Origin of the sequence: Nocardia fusca NBRC 14340 (assembly GCF_001618425.1) — a bacterium.
Lineage (GTDB): Bacteria > Actinomycetota > Actinomycetes > Mycobacteriales > Mycobacteriaceae > Nocardia > Nocardia fusca.
Window position 1 is genome coordinate 25,448 of the sequence record NZ_BDCU01000032.1, and the last position, 12,485, is coordinate 37,932.

At 68.2% G+C, this 12,485-nt stretch carries 14 protein-coding genes and 1 pseudogene; 10 read left to right on the forward strand and 5 right to left on the reverse strand.

The window, feature by feature from the left end; translation table 11 throughout:
• Window positions 1-54: 54 nt before the first annotated feature.
• From NF4_RS39405 to NF4_RS38720, 4 genes and pseudogenes are all read left to right on the forward strand, one after another.
• Window positions 55-417 (forward strand): annotated as a pseudogene (locus NF4_RS39405) (helix-turn-helix domain-containing protein); the annotation flags it as partial.
• Window positions 404-715, forward strand: coding sequence for a hypothetical protein (locus tag NF4_RS38715; RefSeq protein WP_063129237.1), 312 nt, complete (start codon window positions 404-406; stop codon window positions 713-715). The pseudogene NF4_RS39405 and the gene NF4_RS38715, both read left to right, overlap by 14 nt.
• 53 nt (window positions 716-768) lie before the next feature.
• Window positions 769-1,116 (forward strand): hypothetical protein, encoded by a 348-nt coding sequence (locus NF4_RS21795; RefSeq protein ID WP_198165409.1) that lies wholly within the window; start codon window positions 769-771, stop codon window positions 1,114-1,116.
• A complete protein-coding gene (locus tag NF4_RS38720; RefSeq protein WP_198165411.1) occupies window positions 1,113-1,415 on the forward strand; it encodes a transposase in 303 nt (100 codons plus the stop codon). The genes NF4_RS21795 and NF4_RS38720 overlap by 4 nt, the downstream gene beginning before the upstream one ends.
• On the opposite strand, the gene NF4_RS21800 is transcribed toward NF4_RS38720, so the two are convergent.
• Window positions 1,416-2,840 carry a WGR domain-containing protein gene (locus NF4_RS21800; protein ID WP_063129239.1) on the reverse strand — a complete coding sequence of 475 codons (1,425 nt, stop codon included), beginning with the start codon at window positions 2,838-2,840 and terminating at the stop codon, window positions 1,416-1,418.
• Window positions 2,841-3,038: 198 nt separating this feature from the next.
• On the opposite strand from NF4_RS21800, the gene NF4_RS21805 reads away from it, so the two are divergent.
• Together NF4_RS21805 and NF4_RS21810 are read left to right on the forward strand one after the other, a co-directional pair.
• Window positions 3,039-4,208, forward strand: coding sequence for an NAD(P)/FAD-dependent oxidoreductase (locus tag NF4_RS21805; protein WP_063129240.1), 1,170 nt, complete (start codon window positions 3,039-3,041; stop codon window positions 4,206-4,208).
• A gap of 105 nt (window positions 4,209-4,313) precedes the next feature.
• A complete protein-coding gene (locus NF4_RS21810; RefSeq protein WP_063129241.1) occupies window positions 4,314-5,258 on the forward strand; it encodes a TIGR03564 family F420-dependent LLM class oxidoreductase in 945 nt (314 codons plus the stop codon).
• Between the two features lie 100 nt (window positions 5,259-5,358).
• Here the strand turns inward: NF4_RS21810 and NF4_RS21815 are convergent, their stop codons facing one another.
• Window positions 5,359-5,721 (reverse strand): nuclear transport factor 2 family protein, encoded by a 363-nt coding sequence (locus NF4_RS21815; protein ID WP_058853759.1) that lies wholly within the window; start codon window positions 5,719-5,721, stop codon window positions 5,359-5,361.
• 214 nt (window positions 5,722-5,935) lie between these two features.
• Between NF4_RS21815 and NF4_RS21820 the strand changes: the two genes are divergently transcribed.
• From NF4_RS21820 to NF4_RS21830, 3 genes are all read left to right on the forward strand, one after another.
• Complete coding sequence (locus tag NF4_RS21820; protein WP_063129242.1) at window positions 5,936-6,484, forward strand: hypothetical protein; 549 nt, start codon at window positions 5,936-5,938, stop codon at window positions 6,482-6,484.
• 33 nt (window positions 6,485-6,517) lie between these two features.
• Window positions 6,518-7,489: a prolyl aminopeptidase gene (gene pip / locus NF4_RS21825; protein WP_063129263.1), complete on the forward strand. Its 972-nt coding sequence runs from the start codon at window positions 6,518-6,520 to the stop codon at window positions 7,487-7,489.
• Between the two features lie 169 nt (window positions 7,490-7,658).
• A complete protein-coding gene (locus tag NF4_RS21830; RefSeq protein ID WP_063129243.1) occupies window positions 7,659-8,108 on the forward strand; it encodes a nuclear transport factor 2 family protein in 450 nt (149 codons plus the stop codon).
• Between the two features lie 125 nt (window positions 8,109-8,233).
• On the opposite strand, the gene NF4_RS21835 is transcribed toward NF4_RS21830, so the two are convergent.
• Window positions 8,234-9,394 carry an alkane 1-monooxygenase gene (locus NF4_RS21835; RefSeq protein WP_063129244.1) on the reverse strand — a complete coding sequence of 387 codons (1,161 nt, stop codon included), beginning with the start codon at window positions 9,392-9,394 and terminating at the stop codon, window positions 8,234-8,236.
• 248 nt (window positions 9,395-9,642) lie between these two features.
• On the reverse strand, window positions 9,643-10,929 hold the full coding sequence (locus tag NF4_RS21840) for a lipase family protein (RefSeq protein ID WP_063129245.1): 1,287 nt from the start codon (window positions 10,927-10,929) through the stop codon (window positions 9,643-9,645).
• A 582-nt stretch (window positions 10,930-11,511) separates the two neighbouring features.
• Between NF4_RS21840 and NF4_RS21845 the strand changes: the two genes are divergently transcribed.
• On the forward strand, window positions 11,512-11,997 hold the full coding sequence (locus NF4_RS21845; RefSeq protein ID WP_232330595.1) for a GNAT family N-acetyltransferase: 486 nt from the start codon (window positions 11,512-11,514) through the stop codon (window positions 11,995-11,997).
• 166 nt (window positions 11,998-12,163) lie between these two features.
• Here NF4_RS21845 and NF4_RS21850 read toward each other — a convergent pair whose 3' ends face one another.
• The gene (locus tag NF4_RS21850) at window positions 12,164-12,478 is read right to left on the reverse strand and encodes a hypothetical protein (protein ID WP_232330596.1); all 315 of its coding nucleotides are present in this window, start codon (window positions 12,476-12,478) and stop codon (window positions 12,164-12,166) included.
• Between the last annotated feature and the right edge of the window lie 7 nt (window positions 12,479-12,485).

Sequence of the window (12,485 nt, forward strand, 5' to 3'; positions counted from 1 at the left end):
GGTGTTGTGGGAAGGCCGTCGGATTGGGTTCGGGAGGTTACGGGTCGAGCTCCGATGCGGTCGCCGGGGCATCCCGGGCATCAGCGTGTGGTCGAGCGTGCATTCTGGGACGAGATCGCCCGGGGTGATCTGCCGACGGAATGTGCTGTCGCGGTGGATGTCTCACCGGTCGCGGGGACGCGATGGTTCCGCGATGCTGGCGGGATGTCGCCGTATTCGTGGAGCCCTCCGTCGGGCAGGTTCCTGTCGTTCGCCGAGCGGGAAGAGATCGCGTTGCTGCGCGCCCGGGGCAGCGGTGTCCGGCAAATCGCTGCAGCGCTGGGTCGTAGCCCTTCGACGATTTCGCGGGAATTGCGGCGTAATGCCGCGACCAGGGGCGGCAAGCTCGATTACCGAGCGTCGGTTGCCCAGTGGAAAGGCTTTTCAGTTCTTCGCGGAGGCCGTGTGGCAGGACAGGGCGATCGACGAACATTTCGGCCGCGTATTCAATGTCCAGGAATCGCTGTCGGAGTTCCTCACCAACCCGCGGGTGCTCGCCGGACTGGGTCGGTACGGAGTCAAGAAGCTGTTGAAGCGGACCGGGTACCGCCCACGGTTCCTCCGCACCTGCCGCCACCTGATACCGACTACTCGGCAGTTCGCGGCCCGTCCGCGATCCCCCCTGTGGGCGTGCGATAACGCGGCCTCCGGATTCGCCGCCACTGGTGACCGGTGAGTTCACTGGCCACCACCGGGAAGCTGCGGCGGTGAGGTGCGAGAGTGGCACCCATGCCGGAACAGCAGTCAGCCCCTCACCCCGCCCAGTTGCCCGCTGCGCCCGATGCGTACGGACCACCGCGGGCCCGTGAGGTGAGCGTCGCCTACCGGCGATGGGCAAACATCCTCGTCTGGATCGCGGCGGTCATCGCGGTCCTCGTGCTGGTTGCGCTCGTGGCGAGCTTCATCCTTCTCGCGAAGGCGGACGCGGACGTGGACAACGCCGCCTACGGCTATCTCGCCATCTTCCTCTGGTTCGGGATCGTCGCCGCGATCCCGGCCCTGCTCGCGGTTGGCATCCCCGGTTTGGTCATGAAGCTGCGCGTGCGGCAGCAGGCTCGGGCATCCGGCGGTCTGTGACGGCGGCATGGGGCGCGGTGTCGGCTTCTCTTGTAACGCATGACCATCCGCACCAGAAATACCGCCACCACCAGGCAGAACATGAGCACGAACACGCCGGCGATCTTCGGGCCTGGGTTGTAGTCGATGGTATAGGCGGTCGGTCGGCCAGCGTCATCGTGCAGGCGCACGTTGTCGATCCTGGCCGGCAGCGGGTCGGACTGGTATTGGACGCCATCTTCTACCTGTGCCGCGGCGGCATCGCCTGGGCGCAACTACCGGCGGATTTCCCGCCGTACAGCGGTGCGCGCAGCGCCTGATCAGGTCAGCCGGCGGATGTCCCCGCGCACCCGGTAGAACCCGCCGCGCGCCGACTCGGCCACCCCGTCCACCACATAGCGGGTGCCGGCCTGCCGGATATCCCGGGGGAACTGCACATTCCATTCCCGCCGGTAGCCCGGTGAGACGATGTGCACCCGCAGACGCCCACCCACATCGATACATTCGACGACCACGCCGCCCCCGGCATCGGTGGCCACCTCCACGGTGTTGCTGGGCACCACGGCGGCCAGCGGCGGCGCCTTCACCGAGACGGTCCGCGGCAGCACACCCTGTTCGGCGTCGCGGACCGCGGTCTCGCTCACATCGAGGCAGGCCAGGGTACCGGCGGTGGTGACGAGGTACAGCCGGTCGTCGTGGTACTGCATCGAATACGCCGAACCGCAGCCGGTGCCGAGTTTCCAGAGCCGGCGGCCGTCGGCGTCGAAGCAGTACACCGACGAATAGTTGTCACCGGCGAAAACGTAGCGACCGTCCGGGGAGGCCGCGCACGAGTACACCGCGGCGTCGCACTGGAACGTCCGGTCGGCGCGTCCGCCCTTGTCCAGCATGCGCACCTGGTTACGCGCGGTACCGGCGTACACCGCCGCGGCCTCCTGCCAGCCGAACAGCACCGCGCCGCCGGTGCCGCGATGCCACTGGTGGTTGCCGGAGCCCAGGTCGTATTTCGTGACCCCGCCCGAATGCCCGTGGTACACCCCGTCCGCGTCGATGCGCACCATCCAGCCCGAATCCCCGTCGCTGCGCCGCGACCACAGGGATTCCTCCTCGTGGTCGATCACGGTGAGGCCGCCCTGCACATCGGAGACACCGAGAATGCCGTCGTGGATATCGAGCCAGTAGATGTCGACATCGGCGGCGATATCGTAGGCCGCCCGCGGCACCTTGCCCGACAGATCGTAGACCCGGCCGTCGTCGCAGCCGGCGTAGATCCAGAAGTCGTCGGCGACAATACATTTGACCGAGTCGGGCAGCCGGAAGCGCCCGGTCACCTCGCCTGCCGGGGTGAGCGTGAAGACATCGCCGTTCTCGTTGCCCACCCAGCAGCGCTCGGAGTCGATGAAGATACCGAACGCCGCGGCACCGGAATCGAAGGTCCACAGCACCGGCGCGGTCCGGGCGGTGGAACGCCCGCTGGTGATCGCCCGCCGGGTGACCGTCCGCGCCGCCCGCGCCCCCGGGACCGCGGGGGCATAGCCCTTGCGGACCTTCTCGCCGATCTTCTTCTGTGCCGCCGCCTGCGCCTTCTGCGCGTCGGCGAAGGAGCTGACCTTGCTCTGCCCCTGGTCACCGATCCGGCCGTACCGGATCGTCACCTGGGTGCCGTCCACCGCGACCTCGTAGAACTTATGCGCCGATCCTCCTTCCTCCGACAGTTCGAGATAGGTCGTGGTTGCCGTGGTCATACTGGTCCCGCTCGTCGTCGTTGCGCTTCGACGCGAAAAGTAGCAACCGGCACCGACATACGGAACACCGTCGAAACCTCACCCCGGAACCCGCGGGCACGGGGTGTCCGGACACCGGCCGAGACGGTGCTCACACCGCGTCACGCACCCCGGCCCGGTCTCGTCTCCAGTGGTAGGACCCCAGAGAACGGAGCCACCATGTCTCAGCAGCGCACCCATGTGGTCGTGATCGGCGGCGGATACGCCGGAACCCTGGCCGCCAACCGCTTGCGCCGACGGCCGGACCTCGAGATCACCCTGGTGAATCCACGTCCGGATTTCGTCGAACGTATCCGGTTACATCAGCTCGCCGCCGGTACGGGTACGGCGACAGCCGGCTACGACTCCCTGCTCGGGACCGGGATCCATCTGCTCGTCGACACCGCGACCCGGATCGACACCGGCACCCGGACGATCCACACGACCGCCGGTGCGGAACTGGCCTACGACTACCTCGTCTACGCCGTCGGCAGCACCGCGGCGCCCGGCTCGGCGGTGCCCGGCGCGGCCGAATTCGCCTGCTCTGTCGCCGAACTCGAGCAGGCGCAGCGGCTGCGCGCGGCGCTCGCCGGGACGGCCGCGAATGCCCCGGTCACGGTCGTCGGCGCCGGCCTGACCGGGCTGGAGACCGCCGCCGAACTCGCCGAGCAGGGCCGGACGGTGCGGTTGATCTGCGGCGGTGTACTGGGACCCGCGCTCAGCGCGCCGGGCCGCCGTGCGGTGGCCGCCCGGCTGCGCCGGCTGGGTGTGGAGGTCCTGGATACCGCGGTCGTCGGCGAGGTCCGCCGCGAGGCCGTCGTCCTCGGCGACGGCACGGTGTTGCCCAGCGCGGTGACCGTCTGGACCGCGGGTTTCGGGGTGCCGGACCTGGCCCGCGCCAGCGGCCTGACCACCGACGAGCTGGGCCGGCTGCGCACCGACGAAACCCTCACCAGCGTCGACGACGACCGGGTGATCGCCGCCGGGGACGCGGCGGCCCCCTCCGGGCAGCCGCTGCGGATGAGCTGCCAGGCCGCGATCCCGCTGGGCGCCCAGGCCGCCGATACCGTACTGAGCCGGCTCGCCGGCGATATCGCCGCACCCATCGATCAGGCGTTCGTCGGATCGGCTATCAGTCTGGGCCGCCGCGGGGCGGTCATCCAGGTGGCCCGCCGCGACGACACACCGGTAGAGGCTTTCCTGGCAGGCCGGGTGGCCGCGACGGTGAAGGAAGCCATCTGCAAGGGCACCCTCTGGCAGATCCGGCGCGAGGCGCGCAAGCCCGGTGCGGCACTGTGGTTGAAGGGTGGCAGGAAGGCCGGTACGGCCGCTGCCACCGCCCCGCAGTGAAAATCAGCGGCGGTCACCGTACCGGTACCCCCGATCCTTGTCGCCGTTCCCGTTCGGTGTGAGTGAAACGGAATACGTTCCACCGGCCGGGGTGTTGGCGCCGACATGGCACTCAGCGCACCGATCGGAATCGCCCTCGCTCCCCGCCCCGCCGCCACCAATGCCGTCGACGATGTGATCGAACGGGCCCGCCTCCTCCAGCGGAGCGGCATCGATCGCGCCTGGTTCGGGCAGCGTTTCGATTTCGATTCGCTGTCGCTGGCGGCCGTGGTCGGCTCCGCGGTTCCGGGCCTGCACGTCGGCACCTCGGTGGTCCCGATCAACCCGCGCCATCCGCTCGTGGTCGCGAGCCAGGCGCAGACCGCCCATGCCGCCAGCCATCGCCGGTTCACCCTCGGTCTCGGCCTCGGCGCGCGGGATCTGGAAGAACCCGCGTTCGGGATCCGCATCGAGCGGCCGATCCGCCGGCTGCGCGAGTACCTCACCGTCCTGCGCTCGGTACTCACCACGGGGACGGTCGATTTCACCGGGCACACCGTTTCCGCGGCGCCACCGCTCCCGGCGGCGGTGGCCGGCGGCGACGGGCCCGATATCGTCGTGGCGGCCATGGGTCCGCAGGCGGTGGCCGCCGCGGGTGAACTCGCCGACGGAATCGTGCCGTTCCTGGCCGGACCACGCACCCTCGGCGGCGATATCGTGCCGCGGGCCGAGGTCGCCGCCCGGGCCGCGGGCCGGCCCCGGCCCCGGGTGATCGCGGGGGTCGCGGTGGTGGTGACCGACCGTCCCGAGCAGGTCCGGGCCCGGGCCGCCGAACAGATGGCCTTCTACGAGGGCATCCCGTCCTATCGCGCGGTCCTGGACCGCGAAGGTGTCGCCGCCGCGGCCGAACTGGCCGTTATCGGCCCCGCGGCCGAGGTCGAAGCACAACTGCGCCGCTACGTGGAGGCGGGCGCGACCGAGTTGCTCGTCACCCAGACCGACCTCGGCGGCCCCGAGGACGAACTGGCGACCTGGCGCTTCCTCGGCGCGCTCGGCGGCATCCCGGTCTGATCCCGGCCGGCATCCGCGCGTGATTGCGGCGTCCAAGACGCGGCGGCGGCGTCTTTCCCACAATGTCGAATCAGGCGGGGAACACCACAGCGACGGTGGATTACTCGGCCGCCGAGGCGTGAGCGGCAACGACCCGCCAGCCATGGGAGTCGTCGTGCGCCCAGGTGCGGGTATAACGCATCCTGGCCGCGAATGGTGACCCGTGAACGCTTCCCTCGACGAGGCCGAGGAACCACGTGACCCCGGTTGTCCCTTCCACCAGTACAGTCAGCTGTTCTTCCTCCAGCTTGTTCACGATCTGAGCTTTGGTGCGGTGCAGCTCGAGATCATCGGCCTTGGTGACCGTGTCGGCGCCGAGCGTGAAGATCAACCGATCATCGAGTAACTCATCCAGCACCTGGACATCCCCAGCCAGCTGCGCGGCCTGAAGTCGCCGTTCGGCTTCTCGCAAGTCCTTCTCCATGGCCCCCACCCTGCCAGCTCGGTGTTGGTCAAGCCCTCCCGTTTCGCTGACAGCAGACCTACGCCCGCGGATTCCGGACCAGGCACCACTGCGCCGTCGATGCTCTGGCCGCCCTGAGTGACTCTACTTTTCGTCTGGATTCCCGGCTCTTGAAACGTCCTACAGACGCTCGAATACACCTGGAAACGGCCCGACCTCGCGGCGCGGCTCTCCCATGCCGAGGCGACCGGCCACGACACTGCGGCCGCCGTGCGAGCGGTCGCCGCCGAACGCCCCCCTGCCCTATGAACAGCCCGCAGCCGCCCTGCACTGGCGGCTCACCGAACCACTGGCCGAGGCCGGGGATCTCGACCGTACCCGCGAGTTCCTCCGCGGCCAGCCGGTCCGCCGGCTCGACGACCGCCGGCTGGTCCAGGCGGCCTCCGACCGCCCGCCACCTGCTCAGCGATCCCCGCCGCCCCGATACGAAACTCCCATCTGTATCTTCCGCAGGGGCGGGACAATCGCGGTCGTTCTCCTCCACGGCGAGACCCAGTGGGCGAAGAACACGGTGGCCGCGGGTCACGCCCGGTTGCGCTGTCCCGGTGGCCCGCTCACCCTGCGTGCGCCGCGCGTGGTCCCGCCCCGCGCCGCCACAGCGGAGGTCTCGCGTATCGCGCGCCTGGGCAACCGGGTAGCCGGGGTCATAGTGTTCGAAATCGACCGCCCCTCCGGTTCACGAGCCGAAATCGCGGGCAGACCTGCGTCACCGTCCACCGCGTAGTCACCGGTCTGCCGCCCACTACCGTTGCTCACCGTGACCGCTTCGGAACTCCGGCAACCCTTTCCTGCGATCGAACCCTACGATTCGGGCCTGCTCGACGTGGGCGACGGCAACCGGATCTACTGGGAGACCAGCGGCAACCCGGAAGGCCGCCCCGCGCTGGTGGTCCATGGCGGTCCCGGCAGCGGCGGCCGCCGCGGCGCGCGCACCCTGTTCGACCCGGAGGTCTTCCGGATCGTACTGTTCGATCAGCGTGGTTGTGGCGAAAGCCTGCCGCACGCCGCGGATCCGGTGGTCGATATGCGGCACAACACCACCGATCATCTGCTCGCGGATATGGAGGCGCTGCGCGAACATCTGGGTATCGACCGGTGGCTGCTCTACGGCGGCTCGTGGGGTTCGACCCTGATCCTCGCCTACGCCGAACGTCATCCGGAGCGGGTTACCGGCATGGTGCTGGCCGGGGTGACGACCACCCGCCGGGAGGAGATCGACTGGCTCTACCACGGCCTGCGGCTGCTGCTGCCGGTCGAATGGGAGCGGTTCCGCGCTGGCGTCCCGGCCGGCATCCGGGACGACGAACTGGTCGAGGCATACCGGCAGTTGATGGAAGATCCGGATCCCGGCGTCCGCGCGGCCGCGGCCCAGCGGTGGTGCGCATGGGAGGACGCGGTTATCGCGCACGAAGATCTCGGCACGCCGGGTCAGTACAGCGCGAAACCCGATGCGGCGCGGCTGGCCTTCGTCCGGATCTGCGCCCACTATTTCGCCCACGCCGCCTGGCTGGAGGACGGCAGCCTGCTGCGTGACGCCCATCGACTCGCGGGCATCCCGGGTGTGCTCGTCCACGGCCGACTCGACCTGTCCGCACCGCTGCGCACCGCCTGGGAACTCTCCCGCGCCTGGCCCGACGCCGAACTGCGGATCGTGGACGACTCCGGGCACACCGGCAGCCCCGCGTTGCGCGCCACCATCCTCGCGGCAATCGCCCGCTTCGCGGAGTGACCCGAGTACCGCGTCCCGGACACGGTCGCACCGGCACAGCACGGAAGGGTCCGGGGGTCTCGCATGATTCGCCGACGACTCACGGATGCACCACAGCAGCCGAACCGCCGCCGAACGCGCTGTCCGATTGCCGCCAGCAGTCCATTCGCCGGAATCCGATAGTGGTGCCATGACCGCGACTTCCGCACCGTCGGCCCGGCTCGTCCTCGAAGGCATGTACCGAGCCGAAGCCGAGTACCTGGCCGCCGGTGGACCGGGCAAGGCCTCGTTCACCACGCTCGCGCCGTTCTTCGCCCCGGACGTCGAACTCCACCAGGCCGACGGTCTCCCTTACGGCGGCGTCTGGCGTGGCCATGCCGGTATGGAGCGATTCTTCCTCGTCATGAGCGCCACCTGGGACCGCTTCGACATGGCCGAGCAGACGATCCTGTCCGATTCCGGTCCGCTCGTGGTCCACACCCATGTGCGCGCCCGCGCCCGCGTCACCGGCCGCGAACTCGATTTCCCCATCCTGCAAACCGTCACCGTGCTCGGCGGACTGATCACCGAAGTACACCCGTTCTACTGGGACACCGCGGCCATCGCGGCCGCCTGTTCACCAACCCCCGAAAAGCATTAGTGGGTGCGACCCAGCCTCCGGGCCCACCCCGCGGTTCGACACGATGACGCGGGCTCGGAACCCCGGCGAGGCGACGCCGAAAACGGGCCTCGGCGAACTCACCCCACGCGCGCGCCGCCGAGCTGTCACACCAGGATGTCTCCGGACTTTCCGGGCGATTCACTCCGGGACCTTCGCGGTTTCCGGTTGACGAGCGTGGTGTCGCCGCCGTAGTGGGCCAGGAGCCGGGGATCCATGACCGCGCGCCACAGCGGTGGGACGGCGGCGAGCAGGACCATGGTTGCGTAACCGAACGGCAGCTGCGGGGCTTCATCGAAACTGCGCAGCGTCTGGTAGCGGCGGCCGGGGTTCGCGTGGTGGTCGCTGTGGCGTTGGAGGTGGAGCAGGAAGACATTGGTGACCAGACGGTCGCTGTTCCAACTGTGGCATGGTGCGCACCGCTCGTAACGGCCGTCGGCGCGGCGGGCCCGGAGCAGACCGTAGTGCTCGAGGTAGTTCACGGTCTCGAGCAGTCCGATGCCGATCACGGCCTGCAGCGCCAGATAGGGGATCACGACGGGCCCGAAAACGAGAATCATCGAACCGAACACCACGACGCTCATCGACCATGCCTGTAGTAGCTGATTCTCCCGGCCGAACCACTTCTTTCCCTTGCGGGACAGACGGTCCCGTTCCAGGGCGAGTGCCGAGCGGAAGCCGCCCACCGCGCTGCGCGGTATGAACGCCCACAGCGACTCGCCGAAGCGGGCGCTCGCCGGGTCTTCGGGTGTGGCGACGCGGACATGATGGCCGCGGTTGTGCTCGACGAAGAAATGACCGTACCCGGATTGCGCGAGCGCGATTTTTGCCAGCCAGCGTTCGGAATGTTCGACCCGATGGCCGAGTTCGTGCGCGGCATTGATGCCGATACCGGACACGATACCCAATGTTACGGTCAGGCCCAGTTTGTCGACGAGCGCCAGCTCGGAGCCGGACCACATGTACCCCGCGATGGCCAAACCGGCGAACTGCATAGGCAGGAACAGAAATGTGCACCAGCGGTAATAGCGGTCGTTGGACAATGCCTCGTAGTCTTCGTCGCGCGGACTGATGCCATCGCAGCCCACCGCGATGTCCAGTACCGGAATCACCACGAACACGAGGATCGGGCCGATCCACCAGAACAGCGAGAGTCCGGTCCAGGACACCAGTTGCGCCGGTAGCAGCGCGCAACCAGGAGCCACGGTGCTCAGAATCCAGAGATAGCGTTTGTGATCGCGCGCGTTCCCGCGTCTGAGGAGTGTCATATCCGTCTCGCTCTTTTCACACGGCACACTTGATTAGGTATGGCTGCTGTAAACGGGTAACGCTGAAACGCCGCATATCTCGAGACGCCCCGGCCGGTCGGCCCAGGGCAGAGTACAGCCCCTGGACCGACCGTGGCCGGACATGGTAGCGAGATACGCGGATGCGTTCCGCCGCGGATGCGTGACAGCGGCCGATCTCCTGCCCGACCGGATACCGGAGTGCCGGAAGCGGTCGTGCCCCCGCCGGATTACGGCAGGGCCGCGCAGTTCACGGGGGCCGGCACATTGGCAAGGCGATCGGTCACCCACTGCTGCGAGGTCATCAGTGACGGGAAGAACGCCACATCGTGGGTGCCCAGCAACCCGGCGGAGATAGGAGGCAGACCGGCGTCCGAGTCCAGCTGAACGGTCGCGCCGGCACCGCACCAACTCGCGGCCAAACCGTGCACGGCCGCGTACGGCGCTCCCTCATCGTGCCTGGCCGAGTAGATACGGACCGGCACCGAGGGGGCGAGCCCGCCGAGCCGCTGCTCGTCGAACGCCCTTTTCAGTTCCGGGGAGCCATCGATCACTGCCGCGAGCGGCAGTCCGCTGGTGGTCCACTGTGTCGTGTTCTGCGGTTGCGTGAAACTGCTGGAGAGGCCGCCGCATCTGCCGATCGCCGCGTTCATGATCGCCTTACCGGTGTTGTTCAGTGCAGCGTCGAGCACCGGACGGGTGTCGGGATAATCGGCGGCGATACCGTTGACGATCCATGCGATGGCCGTGGCGACACCGGGGCGGCCGTCGAAGCGCGCGATGTAGTCCTGGGGGCTCACCAGGGGGCCGCCCACATAGGCGCCGCGCACGTTCAGGTCGGGGGCATACTTCGGTTGCAGCTCGGCCGCCGCCGCGGAAGCCATCCCGCCCTGGGAGTAGCCGTACAACAGGACCGGCGAGTTCGGACCGAGGCCGGTATCGGGCAGGCGCAACGCGGCACGCGCGGAGTCCAGTACCGCGTAGCCCTGTGCCTTACGGTTGAGGAAGTTGTGGATGCCCGGCGCGTTGAGGTCGTGATAGTCGGTGATCACCACACCCATCCCGCGAGCGAGCAGTTGATAGATCGCGATGACGTCGTATTCGAAGAGCACGTCGGCCGGCGGCTGAAAGCGGACCACCTGCGACAACATCGCCGAGGGCGCGCATTCGGCGCCCTGCCCCTGGGTGCCGCCCGCGTACGCCACCAGCGGGCGTTCCCCCGGGCCGGTCCACGGCGCAAGCGGCTCCAGATACGTTCCCACCACCGTGGTAGGCGCGTCATGGGTATCGCTGCTGGCATAGGTGAGACGTGTCGACCTCGCCGGGACCGTCCCGGGTATCCCGGGGGCCGACACCGTCAGCTGCGACGCTTCGGCACGGAGAATGTCGCCCCCGGCGCCTTGCGACTGCAACGACGCCGGTTGCGTCCATGCCGGTGATGCGGTGACCGCCCCGCCACCGGCGACGATGAGGGTTCCCGTCAACACTGCGACCCAGGCACGTTTTTCGCTCTTCATACCGATCCTTCATGCGTGTGGTTCATGCAGGGCAGTTATCGAGCCGAAAGACACGATCGCCGCGGACACAGCGCGACACTGCTGGTCAGCGGACCATTAGCGGAAACGGTGACGCTTCGATTCAACAGATCAGACCGAATATTGCGAGTATCTCTATTCGAGCGCAAAGCAGGAAAACAGGCAATTCGTATCGCCGAGGCCACAGCTTATGCCATGCGACGGGCGCAGGCCCGGAAGCCGCCACCTCGATTCGGCACGAGTCGATCGGTCTCCGGTCAACGCAGGCCACCGGAGGGAAGAATGGCCGGACGCGCAGACCGCTCCGCGTGCGCACCGGCTCCATGACGACCCTGTCGGTCGGGTCATCTGTCCAGCGACCTGCACACCACCTGCCTGCTGGGTGCGGCCCAGACGCTCGCCGCCGACAGCTCCGGCCGGCTGGGAACCCTGCTGTTCGTGTTCCGGCCGGCCGAGGAACTGACCCACCGGAGCCGGTGTGGTGGTTCCGAGCCCCATCGAATTCATGGTCTGCCCGGCCGGAATTCCGTTGACACCTACGGGCCCGACCGGCAGCCTCCCGGTGTGCGAGAGAACCCGATGTCGATCGAACTGGAGCCGCTGTCCGAGAACAACCTCGGAGCGCTGCTGGAGGCGGCCGTGGCCGATGCCGATCCGTCGGAGGTCATGCCCCCGGTGGCCGGGGAACCGGGATGGACCGCTCAGCGCAAGCAGGCCTTTCTGGAGTTCCACCGTGGACGCGCGCTCCGGGCCGAGGGGCCGGTGGAACTCACCTACGTCATCACCGTCGACGGCCGGGCCGTCGGTGCGGCGCGACTGGAATATCAAGGCGACTCGTTCGAGGCAGGCGTCTGGATCGGCCGCTCCCACCGCGGTCGCGGAGTCGGGCGAGCGGTCGCCGAAAGATTACGCATCGCTGCCGTGGCCGCGGGTGTTCGTCGTATTGTCGCGGTCACCACCGGCGACAATACGGCCGCACGACGACTGCTTCCGACAGCGACACCGGTAGACGAGGACGGGACCGTAAGGGCAGCCGTCGACCTCGAATAACCCACGAAACGTCGAAGACCGGAACTATCCGGGATCCATCGGTACCGAGCGTTGCATCGCACGGCACGGCCCGCGCAGAGAGATCGTGCCCGCTATTCCGGCCACACCAGCGCCCAGACCAGCACCGCCAGCGGAAGTCCTACCGCAACGAGGAAACCGAGTGTGATCACGCCCGGCCCATATCGACCACCGGCCACCGGTGCCCACGTGGGTAAACCTGGATGGGCGTGACCAACGCGGCGAGATCGGTCACGACATGACGCACCGCGTCGGCGTGCTCGAATCCCGGCACCACCACGGCTTCGGCTTCGTGTTCCATCACCGCGCCCGCCAGGATCAACGAGGAAACCAGCGGGCCGGTGTCGAGGTAGATCGTCCACACCACCCGGTAACCGAACCGGTCGGCCACCTGATGAATATCCACGCCGTGGCCGAACACATCCTTGCGGATCAACCCGAGCGCCCTGTCCCTGCCGCCCATCTGTTCC

What these genes read in the sequence shown, in the direction of transcription:
- NF4_RS21800 (WP_063129239.1), bottom strand. Translation starts at nt 2,840, where the DNA reads ATGACCACGGCAACCACGACCTATCTCGAACTGTCGGAGGAAGGAGGA.
- NF4_RS21840 (WP_063129245.1), bottom strand. Translation starts at nt 10,929, where the DNA reads ATGAAGAGCGAAAAACGTGCCTGGGTCGCAGTGTTGACGGGAACCCTC.
- NF4_RS21835 (WP_063129244.1), bottom strand. Translation starts at nt 9,394, where the DNA reads ATGACACTCCTCAGACGCGGGAACGCGCGCGATCACAAACGCTATCTC.
- NF4_RS21830 (WP_063129243.1), top strand. Translation starts at nt 7,659, where the DNA reads ATGACCGCGACTTCCGCACCGTCGGCCCGGCTCGTCCTCGAAGGCATG.
- NF4_RS21850 (WP_232330596.1), bottom strand. Translation starts at nt 12,478, where the DNA reads ATGGGCGGCAGGGACAGGGCGCTCGGGTTGATCCGCAAGGATGTGTTC.
- NF4_RS21795 (WP_198165409.1), top strand. Translation starts at nt 769, where the DNA reads ATGCCGGAACAGCAGTCAGCCCCTCACCCCGCCCAGTTGCCCGCTGCG.
- NF4_RS21815 (WP_058853759.1), bottom strand. Translation starts at nt 5,721, where the DNA reads ATGGAGAAGGACTTGCGAGAAGCCGAACGGCGACTTCAGGCCGCGCAG.
- NF4_RS21810 (WP_063129241.1), top strand. Translation starts at nt 4,314, where the DNA reads ATGGCACTCAGCGCACCGATCGGAATCGCCCTCGCTCCCCGCCCCGCC.
- NF4_RS21805 (WP_063129240.1), top strand. Translation starts at nt 3,039, where the DNA reads ATGTCTCAGCAGCGCACCCATGTGGTCGTGATCGGCGGCGGATACGCC.
- NF4_RS21820 (WP_063129242.1), top strand. Translation starts at nt 5,936, where the DNA reads ATGCCGAGGCGACCGGCCACGACACTGCGGCCGCCGTGCGAGCGGTCG.